Here is a 23,225-nt window from a genome sequence, read left to right as displayed (position 1 = left end):
CGCCTGATTGAAGGTAGTTGGGGTATCATCCGATTCAACCCAACCGGATTAATGACTGCAATCGCGGTGTAAACAGGTGCACAAACAGGTTCACAATCGAGCACGAACCGGTTTTCCAATGACGGTGAGGCGCCGATAAATCATTAAGAGTCGTGTAATGGCATTCGAGATGGATAATGACGTTTAAAAAATTGATTTAATCACAGTTCTTACCTGAATCTGTTACAACTATTGATCATTTATTGACTAAAGCTGATACGGAACGGTTGAAAACTGATGATGCCCTAGGTTTACAAACAGTTTGTTAACCTGGTTGCCGGTTTTGCAATAAATTGATTATATGCTAATATAAGTCCAACTATATATTGGAGGATAATGATGAAAAAAGTTCATTACGGATTGGATGCGCCGCTCGTTCCCATTTCTTATTTAGTAATTGGTCTGGGCATTTTAATTAATTGGGTCTTCTTCCATCAATATGCGGCTGCCGGGTTTGTATTACTGTACGCGTTGCTTTTGATTGCCGGAGGCCTCATTTTTTTCCATACGTCATTTCGGGGGAAATTTATTATTTGGGATAAGATCTTAGCCAAAACCGATATTTCGGATGACGCAACGGTTTTGGATCTGGGATGCGGTCACGGTGCTGTTTTGATTGCTCTTTCGAAGCTCTTGGGACCATTTGGAAAAGCAGTGGGTGTTGATTTGTGGAAAAATGCCGATCAGTCTCATAATTCGTTAGAGGAGACCAAAAGAAATTTGGAAATTGCCAAAGTTGCCGACCACACTGAACTTGTTACGGCTGATATGGCAAAGCTGCCTTTTGAGGATGATCGTTTTGATTTAGTGACTTCCAGCTTTGCCTTTCATAATATTAAGCCGAATAAAAAACGGTTTGAAGCTTTAAGCGAAGCACATCGCGTTTTAAAGCCGGGTGGAAAGTTGATTATTGTCGATACGGGTCATCACAAAACGCAATATATCAATTTTTTGAAAAAAAGTTCTGAGTTTTCTGATGTTTCAAGTGAAAATACGGGTTTTAACGGTTGGTGGACCGGACCTTGGATGGCAAGTTACGTTATTGAAGCAACTAAAAAATAAGACTAATTTGATTGGGAATGACGAAAAGCCATTCCTATTTTGTTTGATTCACTTAAGTTATGACAATTGTCACCTTGCAATTATTCTCACTACCTTTTAATATTATAAGAAAATGCAACCTAAGAGGTGGTACAAGTGTTTCGTAAATTAGTTAGCCTTATTGAATTTGAACTTCGACTGGCATTAGAAGATAAAGTTGTCTTCTTGTACACACTCATGTTTCCAGCGGCGTACTTTCTGGTGATGTCCTGGAATGACTTTGCAGCAGGGCGTACCACATCAAACACTGATATGGTTAATAATCTCTTCGGGTTCTGGTCATACATTATGATAGTAGGTGTCCTTAATCAAATTACAATTACGATGTTTCAGATGCGGGAGAATAATTTCTTGAAGATGTATACATTTATTTCCGGTGATAAACGGTTGATTTATTACGCCAACTTAATCCCACAAATGGTTATTTTGCAAATTGAAGTTGCACTGTTTGATCTGTTGGCAATTATTATTTATCGACCATCAACCAGGGTGTTGAGCCTGATCGGTGTTTGTTGGCTGCTCAACTTCGTTCTTATTCCGATTATTTCTTTCTTTACAAGCATTATTTTGGTACTTCCGATAAAATCAAAAACATTAACGATTTATCTAACCGGATATATTTTTGCAACATTGTCGTTGGGAGCGGTTTATTTTAAATCACCAGTATTAAACACAATGGTGACGATCATTAACCCTGTTGATTTTCAGCAGAACACCTATTCGCTTTTTGTTTATCATCCACATGTCGTATTTATCGTTTTGTTATTAACCATCGTTGGGGTGGCCTACATCATTTTAGGCAATGTGATTATTTCTAAAATGAGTCTGGCATCAAGAACGAATCGTTAACCGGAGGAAAAATGGAAATAAAAGATTTTACATACGGACTGTCGAGTGGCAGATCATTATTCCAGTCATTAAATGCTGATTTTCTTGACGACAAAGTCAATGTCTTATTGGGGCCGAATGGAGTGGGGAAAACGACCCTGTTGGATTTTATTTCGACCGTTAATAAACGGGAACCGACTTATTTTCACGGCTTTCCTAATTTTGCCAGGATTGCATATCAGCCACAGAGTGTGCCGTTTATTTACGAAGCAACTGTTTTTCAGACAATGAAGATGGTTATGGGGGTCAGTGGCTTTAAGGGGAAGTTTCGACATACTGATTTACCGGCAGAGTTAAAAACGATTGCCGATATTAAGTATGGCGAGCTTTCCGGAGGTCAGCGCCGATTAGTCATGATTGATGCAATTTCACGGCTTGACCGAGAGTTATATTTATTTGATGAACCGGAAAGTGGGCTTGATCCAAAAACGGCAAAGCAGGTCATGCAGAAGATTCAAGGGATTAATCAACGGGGCAAAAAAGTGATTATGACCTCTCATCAGTTTCAAAATATTAATAATGATGACTACCATCTTTTGTTTCTGAAGGCAGGTCAAATTCAATTTTCCGGTTCACCTTCTGAGTTCCTCAAAAAAGAGGGTGCTACTAGTTTAGTAGATGCTTATATTAAGCAGGATCAACTTCTTTAGTGAATATGATGCTTTTGAGAGAGCGTACGCATGGACAATCAATTTTAATCCAGTCATCATGGTACTTGGGATTGACTACTCGATCAACTTTTTATGCGGATACTTTATATGGACGGGAAGCTTTAACAGGGATTCACATCATGCCAAACGTCTCTTTGATGACTGACACCACGTTGATACCATGATTAAGCCTTTTTAAAAGATTAACGTCACAAAATCTAACATCAACGTTTTGTCTTATACTATCCTTGAAAATAAACTGAGAGGACTGATGGGCATGGACGATACGTCGTTGATTACAGAGTACCCGCAAGTAAAAGATCTGATGGCGGAACAACCGATATTTTGGCGCAATCCGGATTACGGTCAGCAAACCGAATTACCCTTTTCAAAAGCGGATATATTTGATGCCGTCGCTCGCTGGGAACGTTTTGCGCCGTACTTGGCCACAGCGTTTCCTGAAACAGCAGGTATGAACGGTATTATTGAATCACCATTAATTAAACTGGATCAGATGCAGGATTCGTGGAATAAAATGTATTATCAAAATTTGACCGGAAAGTTGTTTTTAAAAGCAGACAGTCAACTGCCAATTTCGGGATCAATTAAATCCCGTGGCGGAATTTATGAAGTGCTTAAATTTGCGGAACATGTGGCAATGACACAATCAGACCTGGTTTATATGGATGATTACCGGGTTTTAGCAACTGACAGATATCGAAGAATCTTCTCGAACTACGGTGTTATTGTGGCGTCAACCGGTAACTTGGCACTAAGCGTTGGGATTGTTGCAGCAACGTTTGGATTTAAAACCACTGTTTACATGTCTCACGACGCGCGTCAATGGAAAAAGGACAAGTTGCGAGCCAACGGTGTCACTGTTAAGGAATTCAATACCGATTTTTCGCATGTTATCCCACAAGCCAGAAAGGATGCAAGCCTGGATCCCAATATCCATTTTGTGGATGATGAAGGCTCTTCTGACTTATTTTTGGGATATGCGGTTGCGGCTGTTCGTTTGCAAAACCAGCTAAAGAAGCAGCATATCAGCGTTGACCGTAAACACCCGGTTCTGGTTTATTTACCGGCGGGCGTTGGCGGAAGCCCCAGTGGCGTGGCTTTTGGCCTAAAAACCATTATCGGGCCATATATTCATGCAGTCTTTTGTGAGCCAACCCATGTACCGTCCGTGACTTTGGGGATGATGACCGGGTTGAATAATCAAATTTCCGTTTACGACATCGGTCTGGATGGATTGACGGCAGCAGACGGTCTGGCAGTCGGGCGACCATCCCGATTAGCCGGAAAGGTGATGCGGACACTGCTATTTGGCAGTGTGACCTTTCAGGATGATGAGATTTACCGCAACGTCGCCCAGCTGATGGATTCACAGCAAATCACCGTGGAACCTTCAGCGGCGGCCGGCTTTACGGCGATCGCACCCGTCATTAACAATGTTCCGGCGTTTAACAGTGAAAACGCCACACACATTGTTTGGGCAACCGGTGGCAATATGATGCCGGGAAGTGAAAGACGGGCTAATTATAATCGTGGCGAGTCACTGTTATAGTGGAAACAGATTAATAAAATAGCTGATAAAAACAAAAATGACGGCCTTGATTGGTTGCCATTTTTTGTTTGCCATCTGTTTTGTCACGACAGGAAAAAGAAAAACTATATTTTCATCAAAGCGAATACCAACGGAATTGTCACAAGACTTAAAATTGTCGATAAACTCATTAGCGCAACCGCCGGGCTTGTATCTCCGTACGCCTGCAGGGTGAATAAAACCACCAGGCCGGCAGCGGGACAGGCGGCCATCAGAACGGTCGTGTATAAAGCAACGCCGGAAACGGTTAGTACTTGGAGAACCATAATGGCAATCATTGGAAACAGGACGTTTCTAAAGAAAAGTGCCAGCCATAGGTGCCAATCAACTAATTGACGATTGATTTTAATATTGCCCAAGCTGTTGCCGATAACGATCATTGATAATGGTGTGTTGATGGAACTAATGTATTTGACTACTTCATTTGCCGGACCGGGTAATTGAAAGGAGGTCACGAAAAAGAGTAGCCCGACAAAAATAGCGACAATATTTGGATTCAAAATAATTTCCCGAAAATTTTGCCAACGGTCGGTCGTTTTCTTACCGGTTTTGAATAACGACACACCGTGTGTCCAACTAAAAATGTTAAAACCGGCTAGTGAAGCAACCGCAAAAAAGACGCCATTGTTCCCAAATAAAGCACTGGTTAGTGGCACACCCATAAATCCTGCATTGGAATAAATACTGCCATATTGGGTGATTCTGCGTAAGTTGATGTTGCTGGTCCTACCAAACGCAATCTTTGAAATAAAAATTTCAATTATGTAGAAAATAAAAATGCCAACACAAACCAGCATTAACTGCTGCATGCGACTAGCGGAATAGTGTTGTTCGAAAGCCCCGATGATTAAACAGGGCGAAACGATGTAAAGCAGAATATTAGTCAGATCATTTGATGTTTGGGCCTGCATAAACCCGAGTTTGTTAATCAAAACGCCGACAAGCATTAAAACAAACATCAGAACAATTTGATTAGTCAGTTGACCAAGTGCCACAGGATCACTTCCTTGTTTTCAAAATAGCTTTTTTCTGAAAATAAATGCTATTTCATTATAACGCGATTCTTTGGCAGAGGTGGTCATCATTACGGCTGAAAAATGGTGGTTTTAAATCAAGTTCTTAAAGATAGTTAACGATTCATCATTCACAAGTCACGTTAATACCATTTTGAGTTATCTTTGCTAGTATAGATTTGACTTTAAAAGTCGATTATTACATACGTTAAAAAGGTTTTTAGGGGGGAGATCATATGCATAAACGCTGGTTGTTATTGATGCCGTTGGTTATTTTGTTAATGGGGTGTAGTTTAACGACAAAAACGACTCAAAAATCAACTCAAAGCCAATACGGCCGGTTTAATGGTGTCACACTGGATGTATCCCGGCATCATTATCGGGTGGCCACGTTAGTTAAATTTATCAAGTTGGTTAGTACGAACCACGGTCAATTTATTCAGCTTCATCTTAGTGATGACAAGGATTTTGCCATTGAAAATCAGGTTGTCGGTCAGACGAGGGACCGGGCTGTTGAACAAGGCGGTATTTGGCGAAATAAAAAAACGCATCAGGCGTTTTACAGTCGGCAGCAAATTCACTTTTTGGTTAATAACGCCAAAAAATATAACGTCACATTGATTCCGGAAATTGATACACCTGCTCACGTAACCGGTCTTGTGAATACACTAAAGGCAGCCGGTCAATCAAAGCTGGTTAAAGCATTGAGTTGGCATTCCGATAGTTATGGTGACGAATTACATTTAAGTAAAGCCAGCATTAAGTTCGTTGAAAAAGTCGATACTGAAGTTGCCGCGGATTTTGCGGGACAAAAAGATGCCCGGTTTCACTTGGGCGGGGATGAATTTACTGATAAATTAACCAAGAATTCAGCTTACATTAACTACCTAAACGCGACCAGTGCAACTATTCAAAAACTTGGGTTTATTCCGGAAGCTTGGAATGACGGTTTCCTAAACAGCAGTTTGACTGCGTTGAATCATCATATTCAAGTCACTTACTGGAATTGGACCGCTGATCAATACGGAAAATTGGGTGCCGCCAGAAGAAAAGCCTGGTCCTCGATGCCGAATTTGATTCGTCATCACTTTAAAGTCTTTAACTACAATGATTACTACTTATATTTTAATATTTCCAAGAAGAATCTTTCAAAGAGCAATGTTTCGTACATGAGTAGCGACATGAAGCGATATTGGAAACCAACACTGTGGCACAATGATGATGCCACCCACTTAAAATCGCTTAAGGGAATTGTTGGCAGCAGTGTTTCTTTCTGGGCTGATTCAGCCGGAAACGTGTCTGATCAGCAAATTTATCAAGCAGGGAAAAGCTTCATTAAGAACTTTCTGGTGCTTACACGAAAGTCATTATAAACGATATTTGAGGGAAATATCGTGCTTAGAGGGGAAGGGAAGACTATGCGTACGCTTAGTTCATTTGTGATTTTGTATCCGGTCATCGTATCAATGGTTTGGATCATTGGGTCGGTGTTCTTTTCAATTCAGCGCCGGCAAGTACCACTTATTAATCTGCATGAAGGCAAGCCTGCCGATTTAGTTTCCGTCCTGATTCCGGCTCATAATGAAGCTGATACGTTGGAAAACGTTGTGGTGTCGGTAGCTGACATGACGTATTCAAAGATCGAGTTGATTTTGATCAATGACGGCAGTCAGGATGCAACGCTTTCGGTTATGCGTCGCTTAGTTCAAAAATACAAACAGCAGTTTCCGATTAAAATCGTTGATGTACAACCAAATAAAGGGAAAGCAAACGCACTTAATCAGGGCGCTCAAATTGCACATGGTAAATTTCTGCTTTGCCTGGATGCAGATTGCTATGTTGATCGTCATGTATTGGAGCCAATGCTGGCACAATTCTATAACAATCCACGTGTCGGTGCCGTTGGTGGAAAACCGATTGTCAGAAATCGGACCAGTATCCTGGGTCGGCTCGAATTATTGGAATACGTGGGTGTTATTGATATTATTAAGCGTGGACAGGCGTTCGTGACCGGGCATATCACCACTGTTTCCGGAGTAGTGGTTGCCTATCGAAAAGAAGCGTTAGCCGATGTTGGGTGGTGGAATACCGATGCGATTACCGAAGACATTGACGTGACGTGGCGTCTATACCACCATCAATGGCAGGTCGTTTATTGCCCACAGTCGGTTGCGTGGATTTTGGTGCCGGAACATATTAAAGATTTGGTTCATCAGAGACGGCGCTGGGCACGCGGTGGCTTTGAAGTGTTGTTTAGAAATCGGGGGATGCTGGTCACCGGCCGTTTAAGCGAGCAGTGGCTATTGCTGGATATGATTTTAAGCGATTTGTGGGCAATCAGCTGTGCCTTTGTAACACTCTTTTACCTGATGATGGTCGCGTTTACCGGTGATCTGATTATGGATGGTGTTATTTTATTTCTGTTATTATTAATCAGTTTGGTGCAATTTATTATTGGATACACTGATTCAAAAAAATCGGATTTCATCAGTTGGCAGGATTTGCTGTTATTGCCGCTATACGTTGTTTTCTACTGGTTCATTAATTTAATTAGTTGTTTGACGGCACTCGGGTCGTTCTTTTTGGACCCCAAGCATGTTGGCAGCTGGCGTAGTCCGGATCGGGGGCTTTGATGATGAAGAAAAGACAACCTTCCAAGCTGATTATTCGAAAAAGGTCATCGCTGTTAACGATGCTTCGAAGAGCCATTATTTTAATTGGCCTTTGGATGGGCACCGGATATATTGTGTATATCAATATTTGTTTTCTTTTAAATGTCTATTCAGACGCGCTGGTTTCGGATTATCTGGTTTTAAATTTATCGTTTCGTTCATATGCCATATTTGCGTTGCTGGTTGTAGTGATTGCCAGTCTGATGATTATTTTTGGATGGCTGCGAATTAGAAAACTGAAACGGCAGGCGAAAGATCGTGAATAAAACAACCCGTAAAATTATTTTAAGCAGCGTGATTGTCCTTTTCCTAATTGCCTTGGCGATCAGCGTTCATCACAATATCAAATACGAATTGGGAAATCGACCGAGTTATGCCATTTCTGCTCGGGATCAGCACATTAAAAACGGTGTGATGGTTTTTTGCTACCACCGGGTATTAAACAATAATGATATGGTTAAATTTGATGAGAACGTCTCGCCTAACAGCCAGTTCCATGATTTTAACGTTAATCTGCCGGCATTTAAGCGCCAAATGAATGCGCTGCAGGCAAACCATATTAAAGTCATTTCATTACCAAAATTAATTAAAATAATGGATACGCATCAGCCAATTCACGGGAAATACGTTGTTTTAACGTTTGATGATATTGACCGTACGATGATTGACAATGCGTTTCCGGTTTTGCAGAAGCACCACTATCCCTTTACGGATTCCATTATTACGGGAAATACCGGTTGGTACAAATCTGGTACCAAGCTGGCAACCTGGCCGGCCATTTTAAGAATGAGGAAACGCGCTGGAAAATTGGTGACGTTCGCCGTTCATACAAATCGAATGCATTATCTGGTTGACCATGGCACACCTGTATTCAATATCCCAAGTAACTTTGTTCGATTTAAGCGGGACTACGCCGTTAGTCAAACTGTCCTCAAACAAAAAGTTGGTTATCAATCGCCGATCTTCACATATCCATATGGTAGTGGGACACCGCAAATTCAAAAGTTTCTCGCCGACCGTCCCGGTTTAAAAGCTATTTTGACGTTAAACAATGGTATTGTGACTGATCACAGTGACTTAAAACAAACGCCAAGAGTGATTATTAATTCAAGCAGTTGGCCAAGTGTTTCTAAGTGGATTAGCTGATTAAAATGATGTTATCATACAAAAACAGCTTCCGACAACGCCTTTAAGCATTGTCGAAAGCTGTTTTATGGGTCTTAATCGTAGTAGAAAAATGATTTGTCGTTATTTTCCGAATTACCGGTCGGATCCTGCTGACCGATGACGATCGCATATCCGTTGGCATAGCCATTGCCATCACTGGCAACGATTTGGCCTAAAATGTCGGGGATGTTATCAATGATTTGAATGCCGATTTGATAACCGGCCATTGAGACTCGTTTATCTGAATCATAACCAGCTTCGTCGAGCATGGTTTTAACGGCATTGAGTTTTTTAGCATCCGACCATGACGAGTGTTTTAGCAGGTATCGGTCAATGTCCGGGAATGCCTTAATGTTACTATAACCACCCGTTCCGATCGGTTTAACATCTTCGTCACTCATAATGGATTGATTGGCAGCATCGTAATTGTAAGCGGCGATTCTTGACAGGCCATAGTCGATTTTGCTGTATGGAAATAAAGCCGCAATCTGTTTGGCCAGTTTTTGGTATTTAGCAGTTTGAACGTACTGGTTATAGTCTGTATCGCCCAAGAAATCATCAATGGGAACGTAATTTTGACCGGTGTGGTTTGGATTGATACCGCGTTTTAAATAACCGCGCCAAACATACCCGCCGACTGTTCGACCGTTCCCTCTGAGGGTACCACTCAGGTAATAATAGATAGCCCGCTTATTGCCGTGGCGCATCACAACCGTTTCGGTTCGATACCAATTCATTCCCGGAAAGTTCTTTAAATGAACCCGAACCTTGCTGTGATTATAATTCCACATTTTGACATCCTGACCGTAATATCTTGGGTAATAGGAACCGGATTGGTTGGCCCATTTTTGTTGGACGATTTGATAACCCTTGGGACTGTATCCTTTGGCTAAATAGCCCTTCCAAACATATCCGCTCATGGATTGAGTAGTATTCTTGACTTGATAATAAACACGTTTATGATTGCCGTGTTTTAATACCACGCTTTTAGCAAGAAACCAGGTCGTTGCCTGGTAATTTTTAAGGTTATGCAGTTTCTTTGTATGATGGGCATTCCACATATAGGCCGTATGAGTTGTTTTGGCATGGAATGGTAAGCGAACGGCGTGTTTTTTATCGCTATAAACGTGGGAGTAATCCTTTGATTTAACGACTTGATAGCTGTTTTGACTTTTAGCCTGAACAGGCTGTTCTGTTATAAAACCGGTTATGGTGGCTAAGAGCCCCAATCCGACGACCGTAAAAATGCGTTTTCTCATCAACAAAATCCTTTCTGAATTGGATGTAGCAAACACCGTCATTATATAACATAATCCATGAATAAATGAACTACTTTGCTAATTCAAAGGATAAGCTTAATGGAAGATTAGAAAATTGGCCGAAATCAAAGGGATCAAATCAGTCGGTACTTTTGATTCGATCCCTTTATTCGTCGATGAATAATATACAATTGAATGTCTATATCAAAGAGAAAAGCTTAACTGTCATTCAGAACTGGAAGCAACAAATGAATACAAAATCATGATAAAACCAATCAATGTGCAAATAACGTGATACCACCAAAATGCACCGAATACCGGACAATCGCTCATCAATAAGAGATTACTTAGAATAACGAGACCGCACCAGAACGGAAACGTTTTATAAAAATTATGATTAAAAGTCATCACATCATCCACTCTATTAGTTGCTAAATTACCTAATTCACAATCGCTAACTTTATCATAATTCAGATAGAAGTAGAAGGCAATTAATGTGCATTATATATGGTATCCTTATAGTTGAAGCTGAATAATTATTCGTAGGAGATTGAGAAGATTATCTATATATAAGGACTTAAGCTGAAATGAGGGATCAAAGTGCGAGATGAAAATGATTTTATTCTTCGTCAAATTCGGGCATTCGCTGAAGGGCTTGGATATATTTTGTCACACGGAAAGGGCGGCCAATCGGAAGCGGAAATTGTTTTCCCCGAAAAACAGGAACAGAAACTGCCCTATCAAAATGAGCTGCAGGAGCTGATTGATAAAAAACAGTACGCTGATGCGGCAAAACGATTACTGAGTTTACAATATGCCATGACCGAAGCCCAATTTATGAAGCTTGGTATCTGGTTTTATTCGGAGCTGAATGAATACAGTGATGATCAATTAGTTGAAGGGAACTTCTCCAAGCAATCAATTATTACTGGTTTAAATCAGTTAAAAGCATTGCGGGAAAAATAGCAACTAAACTGAGTGATGTTTTTTTGGAACATAGATAATAGCAATGAGTCCTGCCACTGTCATTAAAGCAACGGCAATGGTTATTGCGTTATTCTTGTATTGAACATGAACAGTATGAGTTCCGGCTTTAACGTTTTTTATCAGCAGAAGTTGATGCTTACTGATGTTGAGCGGGATTTTTTTGCTGTCTAATTTTATTTGGTAATGGTGGTTGTAGATGACGAAAGGGAGTTCAATTTTGTTTGTAATTTGGCTTGTCTGAAATGAGATGGTAGACTGGTCCGCTCCGGATTTGAGTGTTGTAGGAAGCAAACCATCTGGAGAATGTAGTGCTGCAAAATGCGATTTACTGGCAATTTGTTTAAAAACAGTGAAGGCATTTTGAGGTAAATAATCTCCTGTACTATTAAAAGCCATTAAATGATGATATTCATATTTATTGGTAATTTTGTACCAAGCTACTGTATTTTTAAAGCCTATGCCATAGTTTTCATCCAGAGGGGCACTAATTTCTGGGGCGCCCAATTCAAATTTTAAATGTCGTTGTTGCGTGTTCAAAGATAATGCGACTGTGACGATTATTAACATGGCAGTTATAAGCCCATTAATCTGCTTATGGGAGCTTTGTTCTAACAACCTACTGATTAAATAGCTAAAAATGAAGACTAGAAATAGTTGGGTAAATATTAACAAGCGCCAAGGAAATTGAATGAGTCGGAAGCCGGTATGCTGAAATATTTTCCAAGGAAATAAATTGCTGCTGATCAGGAAATAGCCAATTGCGACCCAAAGGGCTTGACGAATATAAGTTGGTAGACGACGGTAATAGATACTTCCCAAAACAAGTCCAAGGACAGCAAAAAATGTGATGCCATATGTGACATTGTTAGATAAACTTCGAAGCAGGTAATCAGGAATGTTAATGCCTTGCAACAATGCATTATAAGGTTTAACCATTTTTGTGCTTGTTCCAAAACTTAAAGCAGGTAACCAGAAACTGGATGTTATAAGGATAGTAATGCCGATCGATTTTAAAAGATTGACAATTTTTGCTTTTGATAACTTTTGAATATTAATAAGGGTAAAAATAATCATTGTAACGATGACAAAAATGACGTTCAATACGTGACTTAAACAAATCAAAGAAATGCCAAGTGTTAACATCTTATATTTACCGGTACTTATCCAGTGAAATAGTCCAGTAAATGCTAATGGTAGAAAAATGAGGCTAAAACTAATTCCGATATCGCCCATATAAAAGTTATAGTTAACGATGAGCCCTGACATCATATAGATAATTGCAAAAATATATGCGCCGATTTTCTTTCCCCGTTCGACTGAGAGGTAACAAAAGTAGGCAACAACCATGCCGATAAATGTCATTAAAATAATGCCGACATAATAACTAATGATCGGCTGTTGAATAATCAGTCGGCAGGCCACAAATAAGTATAGCGGTAATTTGGGATACATACTCATCACGGCTGAACCGTTTTGATTAAAAGTGAAGGTTGCAATTGATGGAAAGAAATTGAGATGTTGACTATTTTGATAGAGCTCTTCAATTCGTTGTAAGTGGAATTGAAGATCCTGAGCACCAAAAAGCCATCCATACCTAAGAAATATAATGACATTGAAAATGCTAAAAAGGATAAAAGAACTGAGAATCAGCCAATTATTTATGAAAAAAGATTTGATAGAGAACAGATTTGAGGTTGAATTCGTTTGTTGCGTGTTGTTTTTCAAGCTATCATTCCTTTCAAATGGTTAATCTTTTCGTTTAAGTAACCAGTAGGTCACATTGGCACTTTCAAAATTTTGTGTGTGATTGGTAACGATCCTGTAGTGTTTGAAAAGTATTTTGGATATCTTTTTAGTGCCGGGATTTAGGTTGCCACTTGTAATTTTACCTTGTGCACCGGTGTAGCCATTCCATTTATTGATTTGAATACCTGCCGGCGTATTCAAGACAATCCACTGGACCTTATGCTTTTTAATGACATCCAACTGGCCATTTAAAATTTGGGGTGCCTTGTCATGCTCGATATTATAGTTTTGGAAATAGTAGGTGCTTGGCAATGCTCCGGAAGTTGTGTAGAAGCCCATATCGATTGATCCGTAATTCAGCATGGTTGGGCGACCGTTACTCTGTGCACGCATAATGTTGCCGAATTCGACTTGTGCGGGCTGTTGTGGTTTGTTGGTTTGATTGAGTGTTACGGAGCCGTTATTGGGAAAAATTTTGGAACTTAAAATATTATCGTTAACCCCTAAAACTAAGAAAAAGCTTAGCAGTGCGCAACTTAAAAGGACGATTGATTCGTTTTGGTCGTTAATTTTCACATCGAATTTTTTAATGGCGTTGACGAACGCAAAAACACTCGGAATGACCAAGTATGGGAAGAAGGCCAATTCATAATATTGGTAAACCTGGCCAGGATGGTAGCCATAGACGATAAAAGCAGCGTTAACGACCATCATCATAACGAATAACATTTTTCCCCAGGTGGTTTTGAAAGCGGACTTGCTGAATAGCAAATAGATGTATCCGATAAAGCCACACACAAAAATCAGGGGATCCTGACGAAGAAAACTACTGTAAATCGTTAAGGACTCAATGAATTTAGCGAAGACCGAGTTGTCGGATAACATGTAGATATGCATATTCTCATAAAAATAAACGTGGAAAAAGGCGGATAATGAATGGGTAGCCAAAAAGAAAATCAGCCATGGCACAATCGCCACTAAGAAACCGAGCAAACTCCAACGAATCATTTTGGAGACTTCTTTCCATGACTTGTGCTTAAGATAATAAGCAAACATTGCCAGGTAGAAGATGATCCAGCCGCCAAGCAGGGTGTATTTCATGAAAAATGTCAGCCCGACCAAAAATCCCTGAAGGCTCCAAAGCCAACGGGAGATGACAAAGTGGTTTCGGTCGCCTTTCAGCAGGGTATAGATCAGTCCAAGTATTGCCGGAAATAGAAGTGATTCAACCGTATCACCATAGTTATAGTATGGGTGAAACAACTGGAAAAAAGGAATTAAAATCGCAATTGCACAGGACGCAAGTTGAAAAGTATACATACGCGCAATCTTGTAGACTATGTACATTGAAAGAAATAAACTGAGAACTTCAAACGGAAACATGCCGAGTAATGAACGGCTGCTCAATAAGTAGGCGATTCCGTGCATTAAGTAAACATAGGGGCCCTTTTGTTCAAAAACGTCCTTATAAGGCAGAATACCATGTACCAAGGCCTTTCCAACCGTAAAAAAGCAGTTGTTATCCGGTGAATAGTCAAAATAAAACAGCGGGGACGTATAGCTGGCAAATCCCATAAACCAGACACTGATTAATAGAAAAAGTATCAGGTAGGATTTATTTGACAGCCAAATTTTGATCTTCGAAAACACAATCATCACTCAATTCTAAAAAGTTTTTTATAAAAATAGTATAATAGATCTTAACAAAAGATTAAATACATATTATTATACCCGTTGTGCTAGTTGAAATGGGACAATTAAAGTACATAAAAAGCCTGGCAGGCTTACACTTTTAAGTATCCTAAACAAAGAAGTGTGAACGATGTCAAGCCAATATTATCTTACTCAACCTACAACTATCGTGCAAGCACCTTGGCAACCCTGGGTTGCGGTTGTAACGCCACTATATCAACGTTATGTTTCCTGCAAAATTCGGCAAAGAAAGAATGCTAATCATGCCAAAATATCAGATGTAACTATCATGGCTTTGATGTGTTGGCAGGTATCACTTGGTATCACTAATCAATGTGCTTTTTATCGTCTGTTAGTTGGGTTAGGGCTGACTGGTTTGCCGGAACGATCTCGTTTTAATCGACGGTGCACAGCTATGGGCTGTCTGCTCCAAACCCTGCGGGTTGGTTTAGTTAAACACTGTTTACCATCAGTGACTTACACCATCATAGATAGTTTTCCAATCCCATTATGCCAATCAATTCGTAATCATCGAGCCAAAGTTTTACGCTCACTTGCTGACATTGGCTATAATGCCACCAAGAAACAATGGTTCTATGGTTTAAAGGGACATTTTCAGGTCACCAATCAAGGCATTGTAGTGGCCTATTCAATTTCAGCTGCTTCAATTCATGATATTCGTTTAGTGCCAGAATTGATTGACCAATACGCTTGCTCACATGTTTTGGCCGATGTTGGCTACCTTAGTCAACCACTAAAAGATCAATTAAAGCAACGACACATTGATTTCTGGACACCCCAACGCCGTAACATGCCCCAATCACGACTGAATAGCACCTTATTGAAGCGCCAAAGGCGCATGATCGAAACTTTATTCTCTAAATGGCAGGTTTTATTTCAGGTTGAACATAATCGGGCCCGATGTCTGCGTGGCTTCAAAAGTCGATTAGAACAACTTTTATTCGTAGATACCTGGCAGCTAATTAACTAGCACAACGGGTATATTATTATATGTAACTAAGGGTGTAGGGCTTGAACATTTTAACCGCTCAACTATTGTTTCGGTCATAGATAATGACTAAATTGGTAAAACATAACTCGGAGGGTATTATACATGAAAAAAACTTTACTATATCTAACAGCAGCGGTCACACTCTTTTCCGTTGGCAGTGTAGCTTCAGCAAGCTTACATACCAACAACACTGACAACGTAACTGCAACCGCAACCAGTGGTTCAGGTACAACTGCAACCAGTGGTTCAGCAGTTTCAAGCAGCTCAACATCAGTTTCTTCGTCATCAACTTTGACACCAACTGAATCATCATCTTCAACTAAGACACCAACTGTTTCAAAGCATGCTAAAGCCGTTAAATCAGCTAAGGCTAAGGTTGCTAAAGCTAAAGCAACTGCTAAGAAGTACCAAGCAGCTTACAAGAAAGCTAAGAAGTCAGCTACTAAGGCTAAATACCTTAAAGCTTACAAGAAGGCTTTTGCCAGCTACAAGAGTGCCCAAGCTAAGCTGGCTACTTTACAACACCCAACTGCTGTAAAGAATGCTAAGGCTAAAGTAGCCAAAGCTAAAGCCAACTACAAGAAAGCCAAGACTGCTGCCAACAAGGCTAAATACCTTAAGGCATACAAGGCTGCCCAAGCTAACTTGAACAAGGCTTACGCAAAGTACGCTAAATAATGAATTGAAAATCTGACGGCTGACAATGATGCATTGTTGCGTCAGTCATTGATTCATGCACGAAACGGTTAAAATGAGCTACACCTACAATAAAATCCTCTTTCGATACCTTGGGTTGAATACCATGGATCGGAAGAGGATTTTTGATTGGTTAGTTTGGTACTAAGGTTACTTTAAAACGGTTCGGCTTTTAATACGGGTTGTTATATATAGGATTAGTATAATGCCGCCGATTGTTCCAAATGCAAATGAGAAATTATGGTGCTCAATCAGCCAACCGACAAGTGGAAATAGGCCGATCATCGCAAAGGAGAACAGCACGCTTGCGATACTCAGGAGAGTGGCCCGCTGCTTCGAATCAATCATTTCGTTGTAGTAGCTGCTGAAAATCGGCTCCACAAGGGATGAGAGGAGCTGTGAGGCGAGAAAAAGCATCATTAGCATAGGAATCCAATCAAGCCAGCTGACCAGTAAAAGGGCAATCAGGCACCAACTGAGGCTATTGACCAAAACAGCTTTTGGAAAACGTTTTTGGATAATAGGGGTAAAGTGGATGCCGACAATATTGACAGCCGCTGAAGTCACCATTAAAAGTGAGATCATCAATCCCGAAAAATGGGCTTTCTCCATCAACGATTGAAAATAAAAATAGTATGAGGTGCAAATTCCGGCAAAAACAGCCTGAAAAAACATCAGGTTTCTCAATACGCGATTGGTTTTAAGAACCCGATAGGAAGTTCTTAGAATCGATCCAATGGTTTCGGGGACTTGGGCTGATACCTTTGATGGTGTGACGTTGGGTTCTTTCATCATTAAGATTGAAATGAGCGCGAAGAATCCGATCAGGATAGAGATAACATAGGTCAATTCAAAGTGCCAATGAACGAAAAAACCTGCGATGACAACCCCGGCAGTGTCGCCAAATTCATACAGCACGTTGACGGTACTGATGATTTTGGGATAGGCCTTTGTTTGCCTTGTATCAATAAGTGAATCGTACATCAGGGCATCGATTGTGCCGGACTGTAGGTTATAGGATAAGGCACTTAACACAAAGCTGAAAGCAAACATTAGAAATGTATGACTTGTCAGCATGATGACTGCGGACAGGATTGATGCGATCCGGCCGCCGATTAAAACGGATTTATAGGAAAAACGATCGGCTAAAACGCCGGTTGGCACTTCAAACAAAAAGCTGGCAACGTGAAAAATACTTTCGCACAGGCCGATTTCGACAAGGCTTAACCCTTGCATCTGCAGGTAGATAACCCATAAACCGGTAATCCCGAAAAAGGAAAAAAATGTATAGGCATAGCCTGTGTTGATATTAGTTGGATAATTAGTTTTCATTAGATAAACACTCCAGTGAGTTGACAACCCGGGTATATAGAAGGTTGTCTGGTTTTATTTTTATTCGGTCACTAGAGTGTTGTTACCTGTATGATGCAGTGTTTTAATGTAATCCAAGCCAGCATTAGTTTCACCTCGAGAAATAATCAATATAATTATGAATTAGTGTAGTGAATTGACAGAAAAAGTGCAAGGCAGAGATGCATATTAAAATATGATTGAAATTGATCGGAGTCCTGAGTATGATCAAATTATAAAATGCTGGTCAGTTGAAACCGAGACAAGGATAACGATGATTTCTTAGTGAATGTTATGGGCGATATTGCCAATTTGTAAAATAAAAAGACGCACACCTCTTTTATAATGAGGGTGCGCGTTTTCTGCTCTATAATTCCTTTCTTCTGATTAATATCAACGATAAACCAAAACAGATAATTAAAATGGCGACACTAAACCAGATGTAAGGTTGAAACTGACTAACCGAGAGCTGCTTTAAGCTGATTTTGACGGAAACGCCGAAGAAATCAACATACTTTAACCAATCCCATTTAGAAATCATACTGATAATTGAAACAAGCAGCGGAAAAATAATGATGAAAACGGCGCTGCCGATTAGTGATCCTGTCAGCATCAAAATAACAATGGCCATGCTGAATACAACGCCAATGAAGAAAGCCACGATCAGCGCGGTCAGTAGAGTTGTGCCGAACAGGTTTGCCCAACTGGTACCGACGTTTCGCCCTAGGGCCATTCCCGTTAAAATTCCGGCAAGGAAAAAAATAACGATCTGCATGAAAATATCCAATAACATCGTGACAAACTTTGCAATAATAAAGCCGGAGCGCGAAATCCCGGAAACCAATGTATTTTTATAGGTTTGCTGGCTGGTTTAACGTCATGGTGACACTAAAATCATTGAAAAATCAGGAATAAGTCAAAAACAGGGTGCCTGCAAAGTAACTAATGATTTACTTTGCAGGCACCCTGTTTATTCATTGACTAATGAATAGTCGTTGGACAGTTTATGCATCCCAAACCTTTTCGGCAATTCGCTTAACCAAGCGCAGTTTGTCCCACTGCTGATCTTCGGTAAGTTTGTTGCCTTCTTCGGTTGATGCAAAACCGCATTGTGTTGAAAGAGCCAAATTATCCAATGGCACTTTTTCCTCAGCTTCCTTAATCCGATTGATAATTTGATCTTCATCCTCTAATTCGGGTGATTTGGAGGTGATCAGGCCAAGGACAATGCGCTTGTTCTTGTTGCCGTTCCAAATTCGATCAAGTGGCGCAAAGCTTCCAGAACGCTGATTATCGTACTCAAGAAAGAGACCGTCGTAATTGAGTTGGCCAAGGTAATCCGCAACATCGTCGTAGCTGCCGGAAAAGAGGTAGGTTGACTTGAAATTCCCACGGCAAATATGGGTTGTCACGGTTAAATCGTCCGGAAGTCCTTTGAGTAACTGATTAATGACTTGAACGGCGTCTTCTGCCATTTGAACGTAGCGCTGGTGTTCATCTTTATCGTCGGCGGTTTCGTTTAATTTTGTAATTAAGAACGCCCAAGTTGTGTCGTCCAGTTGGATGTAACGACAGCCGAGATCATAAAAGTGCTGAATGGTTTGGTGGTAGGCGGTAGCGAGATCGTCCAAGTATGCTTCCCATGATGTGTAGAACTTTGACCAGTTGTCGCTTCGATTATCCCGAAAGAGCATGGAAGGGGATGGAATGGTTTGTTTGGGTGTGACGCCATCCGGGGTGATTGACTTTAAAAATTTGAAGCTGTCAAAGAAAGGATGGTCCGGGTTGTAGGCAATTCGGCCGACCAAGTCTGCATTGTCGGTTCGGGTTTTACTACCATGAAACTTGTAGCTTTGATGATAATCGTAATGACCAACACCGGTAAGGCCCCATAAAAAGTCTAAATGCCACCAGGAGCGGTTGAACTCACCATCGGTTACATCTTTTAAGCCCAATTCGACCTGTTTTTTTACGATCTTTCGGGTTTCATCGTGTTGAACCTGCTGCAATTGGTCAGCGGTGATGTCGCCTTTCTTGAATTTCTCATGAGCATCTTTTAAAGCTTGGGTTCTAAGTAGGCTTCCTACTACATCGTAGCGATATGGAAATTTGATTTTGGTTGCTGTATCTGTCATTTTAAAAATCCTCCTAAAAATTATGAATTGACTTAAGTCTACGAAAAAAGCATCCGCCCCTGAATGTCATTTCGACAAACAAGGGGCGAATGCTCGCGTTACCACCCTTATTTACACTATTCTTACAAATAATGCCTCAACGGTACCGATTGATACCCGGGAAGTTAACGGTTCCTACCGACTGCCTTGCGTGAACAACACAGTGACTTATCAGAGCTCATCTTCAACGTGGCCTGCATATCCCTTCTCACCGGCGGGATTCTCTTAGATGCAATGAACGTTTACTCTTCTCTTCGTCTTTTTAATTCGTAGACTAATCAAATTTTAATTTAGAATAAACTATATGAGGGGAAAAGTCAATTAGGGGGATGCGAATGGCAGATATTGACGAACTCATTTAAATGGTTAGTATCTGCCTTAAAAACGTAAAGCTCTTTTAAGGATTACAAGGTTTGCTTTAATTATATATAAAGATTTATATATAAAGATTGAATCGTTAATTATTTCAGCAATTTGCTAAATCGTTAAATTTTTGATATGAAAAGGCTAGAATTTATAGTTTGAACTTGTTCTTCATACAGACAAAGATTGTTCTAAGGGTATTCATACTTAGCCTTAAAAGTTTCAAACATGTGAACCAGAGCTTTCCTAATACCTAATTAGATTCTCTTTCTACTAAATGCCCAATAGCCGATTATAGTGAATAAAACAATATATACTAAGTTTCCTATTATTAATTGTGGGTTTGTGAGTAAAGAAGTTTTTTCGACACTATGAAGTAAAGGTTGATTGCCGATATTAAACATATTTCCAGGATTCCATTTAATCCACGGAAATAGCTTTCCACATAATTGAATAATGATGCCAGAGAGGCCTGACCCAAACATAATAAATCCAAAACCTATAGTAGCGGCGAGGGCACTAGTCCGGCTCATACTAGCAATCATGAATACAATTACAATAATTAAAAACGTAGAGAAAAAGTTACTCATTGTTGTGGTTACGATGTTATTTATTAATGATTGGTGATTCAAATAAATAGAGTTAAGTGAGTTGTGATTACCAAAAAATAGTGTTTTTAAAATAAGAGTCAAAGTAAACGCTAAAATATGCAAAATAATATCATACTCTAGTAAAGTGAACATTTTGGCTATATAAATAAAAAATTTATTATTATAATCGGCTACTAAACGTTTCATTGTACCGTATTCGAATTCAGAGGAGACGATGTTAGCACCCACTACAATCAATGCAATATCGACCCATTGGAAAGCATCGAATGAAATTGCGATAAAATATCTTTGGTTACTGCTATCCTTTGTAGATGCTACATTTAGTAGCATGAACGCTAATAAAAGCAATGTGAAATAAAATACACCTTTTCTATGCGACAGTTTAAACGATTCCTGATAGAGTAATCTAAGCATGTTGATTGCCCTCTTTATTTTGAATATAGTGCAAAGCGACAGTTTCTAAGTCAACTGAATGATGATTTATTGCAATTATTTTTACATTATTTCTTAAAAGAAAATCCAGTGCTTCATTTAAGTTTTTAGATGAAAGCTGTACCTGAATACCAGAAGCTTCAATGTTCGACAAAAAATTATGATTTAACAAAATCTTATTTGCTTTTAAATTGTTACTAGTACTCAATTCGTAGTACTGTTTTCCAATATTTTTCAATTTTTGAAACGGCCCTTGGAGAACCACCCTGCCGTGGTTTATCAAGATAATATGTGTAACGACTTTTTCTAATTCACTTAAGATGTGGCTTGAAACTATGAAAGTAGTTCCTTCCGCGGATTTTGTAAGGATGATTTTTCTGATCTCTAAGGTTGAAGCTAGATCAAGGCCATTCATTGGTTCATCTAGGATAATTAGGTCTGGATTGTTAACTAAAGCTAATGCAATCCCGAATTTTTGCTTCATACCATATGAATAATTTGTAACTTTTTCATTGATATAGTTTTCCATTTTTAAAAGGGCAATCACATTTTGTGCACCTGATTTACTGACTGAATAAAGTTTAAAATGTTGCATACCGGTTAAAAATGGATATAAAGATGGGCTTTCAATAAGAGATCCAATTTTTTTATTTATGGAATGATTATTTTGTGATTTAATGTTTTTGTTCTCAAATAAAATATTACCTTGAGAATAAGGATAGATTCCTAAGATGCACTTCATAATGGTTGATTTTCCGGCACCATTTGGTCCAATTAAACCGACAATGCTTCCTTTGGGAATTTCGAAAGAAATATTTTTCAGGCCACGATTATTACCGAATATTTTCGTTAGATTGTTGACAACTAATATGTTTTTCATATCTATCACTTCTTCCACAGTTATTGTTTCACTTAAATTATTTATTGTCAAACAATAATAAAATATTGACATACAATATTTGAAAATCTACAATTACTTTGAAAGGGTGATTATATGATTAAAAAGAGTGAGAAGCTTCCTTTAAGCCTACTGTATTATTTCAGTCTTTTAATTTTAGGCATCTATGTAATTACATTATTAAGTGGTGGCTTTATATTTGTTTATAAATTTATCGGCATTATTTTTAATATTGAATCGATAAATTCTTTTGCACAACAGACGGGGATTGGCGGATCAAGTCACCCCGTTTGGGGGATAGTAACGGCATTGTTACTATACTTTTTATTAATATTTCAGACGATTTTTGTCTATTTCATTACTAAATTGTTAAATAAATTGCGAACTAATAAAACTTTTATTGAAAGTAATTTAAAAAATATCAAATGGATTATGTATTCTTTTGGATGGATTGCCCTATTAGATGGGATTGGAGCGTTACTTCGAAATATTGTCCCTTATGGTTTTAGTGCTTTACCTGATGCTGGTGGGTTACAGATTGAAATCATAGCTTGGTTTGCATTTTATGTGATTTATATTGTTTTTAAACATGGAGTTCAGCTTCAGGATGATGCAAACCGAATTATCTAGGGGGAGGTTAATTCTTTGATCAAAGTCAATTTAGATTTAATGCTTGTAAAAAAAGAAATGTCTTCAAAGGAATTAGCTATGAAAGTGGGTATCACTCAAGCAAATCTTTCAATTTTAAAAACTGGTAAGGCTAGAGGAATTCGATTTGAAACCTTAGACAAAATTTGCAGTGCCTTGAATTGTCAACCGGGAGATATTTTAGAATATGTTGAAGGTAGAGGGTAAAAGGGTTAATT

At 39.3% G+C, this 23,225-nt stretch carries 22 protein-coding genes; 13 read left to right on the top strand and 9 right to left on the bottom strand.

Annotated elements, in window-relative coordinates; genetic code table 11:
* Nucleotides 1-375: 375 nt before the first annotated feature.
* The 4 genes from GQR93_RS13885 (at nucleotide 376) to GQR93_RS13865 (ending at nucleotide 4,248) form a co-directional block, all read left to right on the top strand.
* Nucleotides 376-1,101: a class I SAM-dependent methyltransferase gene (locus GQR93_RS13885; RefSeq protein WP_003550716.1), complete on the top strand. Its 726-nt coding sequence runs from the start codon at nucleotides 376-378 to the stop codon at nucleotides 1,099-1,101.
* 135 nt (nucleotides 1,102-1,236) lie between these two features.
* On the top strand, nucleotides 1,237-1,989 hold the full coding sequence (locus GQR93_RS13880) for a hypothetical protein (RefSeq protein WP_225430350.1): 753 nt from the start codon (nucleotides 1,237-1,239) through the stop codon (nucleotides 1,987-1,989).
* Nucleotides 1,990-2,000: 11 nt separating this feature from the next.
* Entirely contained in the window at nucleotides 2,001-2,678 is a 678-nt protein-coding gene (locus GQR93_RS13875) for an AAA family ATPase (RefSeq protein ID WP_003550712.1), read from the top strand.
* 277 nt (nucleotides 2,679-2,955) lie between these two features.
* A complete protein-coding gene (locus GQR93_RS13865) occupies nucleotides 2,956-4,248 on the top strand; it encodes a D-serine ammonia-lyase (RefSeq protein WP_187117496.1) in 1,293 nt (430 codons plus the stop codon).
* Between the two features lie 104 nt (nucleotides 4,249-4,352).
* Here GQR93_RS13865 and GQR93_RS13860 read toward each other — a convergent pair whose 3' ends face one another.
* Nucleotides 4,353-5,282 carry an AEC family transporter gene (locus GQR93_RS13860; RefSeq protein WP_003550706.1) on the bottom strand — a complete coding sequence of 310 codons (930 nt, stop codon included), beginning with the start codon at nucleotides 5,280-5,282 and terminating at the stop codon, nucleotides 4,353-4,355.
* A 278-nt stretch (nucleotides 5,283-5,560) separates the two neighbouring features.
* Between GQR93_RS13860 and GQR93_RS13855 the strand changes: the two genes are divergently transcribed.
* The 4 genes from GQR93_RS13855 to GQR93_RS13840 are packed head-to-tail and all read left to right on the top strand — an operon-like array spanning nucleotide 5,561 to nucleotide 9,118.
* Nucleotides 5,561-6,673, top strand: a complete 1,113-nt coding sequence (locus tag GQR93_RS13855; protein WP_003550704.1) for a family 20 glycosylhydrolase — start codon at nucleotides 5,561-5,563, stop codon at nucleotides 6,671-6,673.
* Between the two features lie 45 nt (nucleotides 6,674-6,718).
* Nucleotides 6,719-7,933, top strand: coding sequence for a glycosyltransferase (locus tag GQR93_RS13850; protein WP_003550703.1), 1,215 nt, complete (start codon nucleotides 6,719-6,721; stop codon nucleotides 7,931-7,933).
* Entirely contained in the window at nucleotides 7,933-8,238 is a 306-nt protein-coding gene (locus tag GQR93_RS13845) for a hypothetical protein (protein WP_003550701.1), read from the top strand. Before GQR93_RS13850 ends, GQR93_RS13845 begins: the two co-directional genes overlap by 1 nt.
* Nucleotides 8,231-9,118 carry a polysaccharide deacetylase family protein gene (locus GQR93_RS13840; RefSeq protein WP_003550699.1) on the top strand — a complete coding sequence of 296 codons (888 nt, stop codon included), beginning with the start codon at nucleotides 8,231-8,233 and terminating at the stop codon, nucleotides 9,116-9,118. The genes GQR93_RS13845 and GQR93_RS13840 overlap by 8 nt, the downstream gene beginning before the upstream one ends.
* Nucleotides 9,119-9,192: 74 nt before the next feature.
* Here the strand turns inward: GQR93_RS13840 and GQR93_RS13835 are convergent, their stop codons facing one another.
* Nucleotides 9,193-10,398 (bottom strand): D-alanyl-D-alanine carboxypeptidase, encoded by a 1,206-nt coding sequence (locus tag GQR93_RS13835; protein ID WP_225430349.1) that lies wholly within the window; start codon nucleotides 10,396-10,398, stop codon nucleotides 9,193-9,195.
* Between the two features lie 600 nt (nucleotides 10,399-10,998).
* Between GQR93_RS13835 and GQR93_RS13820 the strand changes: the two genes are divergently transcribed.
* The gene (locus GQR93_RS13820) at nucleotides 10,999-11,364 is read left to right on the top strand and encodes a DUF6483 family protein (RefSeq protein ID WP_003550693.1); all 366 of its coding nucleotides are present in this window, start codon (nucleotides 10,999-11,001) and stop codon (nucleotides 11,362-11,364) included.
* 3 nt (nucleotides 11,365-11,367) lie between these two features.
* Here the strand turns inward: GQR93_RS13820 and GQR93_RS13815 are convergent, their stop codons facing one another.
* Both GQR93_RS13815 and GQR93_RS13810 read right to left on the bottom strand, forming a co-directional pair.
* Nucleotides 11,368-13,110, bottom strand: a complete 1,743-nt coding sequence (locus tag GQR93_RS13815) for a hypothetical protein (RefSeq protein ID WP_003550692.1) — start codon at nucleotides 13,108-13,110, stop codon at nucleotides 11,368-11,370.
* Nucleotides 13,111-13,131: 21 nt separating this feature from the next.
* Nucleotides 13,132-14,787 (bottom strand): ArnT family glycosyltransferase, encoded by a 1,656-nt coding sequence (locus tag GQR93_RS13810; RefSeq protein ID WP_003550690.1) that lies wholly within the window; start codon nucleotides 14,785-14,787, stop codon nucleotides 13,132-13,134.
* A 166-nt stretch (nucleotides 14,788-14,953) separates the two neighbouring features.
* Between GQR93_RS13810 and GQR93_RS13805 the strand changes: the two genes are divergently transcribed.
* Together GQR93_RS13805 and GQR93_RS13800 are read left to right on the top strand one after the other, a co-directional pair.
* Nucleotides 14,954-15,814 carry an IS982 family transposase gene (locus GQR93_RS13805; protein ID WP_003555507.1) on the top strand — a complete coding sequence of 287 codons (861 nt, stop codon included), beginning with the start codon at nucleotides 14,954-14,956 and terminating at the stop codon, nucleotides 15,812-15,814.
* Nucleotides 15,815-15,937: 123 nt separating this feature from the next.
* Entirely contained in the window at nucleotides 15,938-16,513 is a 576-nt protein-coding gene (locus GQR93_RS13800; RefSeq protein WP_003550689.1) for a hypothetical protein, read from the top strand.
* Nucleotides 16,514-16,681: 168 nt separating this feature from the next.
* Here GQR93_RS13800 and GQR93_RS13795 read toward each other — a convergent pair whose 3' ends face one another.
* The 5 genes from GQR93_RS13795 to GQR93_RS13775 all read right to left on the bottom strand — a co-directional run bounded on the left by GQR93_RS13795 (nucleotide 16,682) and on the right by GQR93_RS13775 (nucleotide 22,341).
* A complete protein-coding gene (locus tag GQR93_RS13795) occupies nucleotides 16,682-17,863 on the bottom strand; it encodes an MFS transporter (RefSeq protein WP_003550686.1) in 1,182 nt (393 codons plus the stop codon).
* Between the two features lie 385 nt (nucleotides 17,864-18,248).
* On the bottom strand, nucleotides 18,249-18,656 hold the full coding sequence (locus tag GQR93_RS13790) for a hypothetical protein (RefSeq protein ID WP_225430347.1): 408 nt from the start codon (nucleotides 18,654-18,656) through the stop codon (nucleotides 18,249-18,251).
* A gap of 229 nt (nucleotides 18,657-18,885) precedes the next feature.
* Nucleotides 18,886-20,016, bottom strand: coding sequence for a vitamin B12 independent methionine synthase (locus tag GQR93_RS13785; RefSeq protein WP_003550682.1), 1,131 nt, complete (start codon nucleotides 20,014-20,016; stop codon nucleotides 18,886-18,888).
* Nucleotides 20,017-20,675: 659 nt separating this feature from the next.
* Nucleotides 20,676-21,443 carry an ABC transporter permease gene (locus GQR93_RS13780; protein WP_003550681.1) on the bottom strand — a complete coding sequence of 256 codons (768 nt, stop codon included), beginning with the start codon at nucleotides 21,441-21,443 and terminating at the stop codon, nucleotides 20,676-20,678.
* Nucleotides 21,436-22,341: an ABC transporter ATP-binding protein gene (locus tag GQR93_RS13775; protein WP_035444151.1), complete on the bottom strand. Its 906-nt coding sequence runs from the start codon at nucleotides 22,339-22,341 to the stop codon at nucleotides 21,436-21,438. Before GQR93_RS13775 ends, GQR93_RS13780 begins: the two co-directional genes overlap by 8 nt.
* Nucleotides 22,342-22,455: 114 nt before the next feature.
* Between GQR93_RS13775 and GQR93_RS13770 the strand changes: the two genes are divergently transcribed.
* Nucleotides 22,456-22,989, top strand: coding sequence for a hypothetical protein (locus GQR93_RS13770; protein WP_003550677.1), 534 nt, complete (start codon nucleotides 22,456-22,458; stop codon nucleotides 22,987-22,989).
* A gap of 15 nt (nucleotides 22,990-23,004) precedes the next feature.
* On the top strand, nucleotides 23,005-23,214 hold the full coding sequence (locus tag GQR93_RS13765) for a helix-turn-helix domain-containing protein (RefSeq protein WP_003550675.1): 210 nt from the start codon (nucleotides 23,005-23,007) through the stop codon (nucleotides 23,212-23,214).
* Nucleotides 23,215-23,225: the final 11 nt, after the last annotated feature.

The sequence above is a fragment of the Lentilactobacillus hilgardii genome (genome assembly GCF_009832765.1).
Classification (GTDB): domain Bacteria; phylum Bacillota; class Bacilli; order Lactobacillales; family Lactobacillaceae; genus Lentilactobacillus; species Lentilactobacillus hilgardii.
Note: the sequence above shows the minus strand (reverse complement) of the source record. Positions and strands in the feature narration are given on the sequence as shown.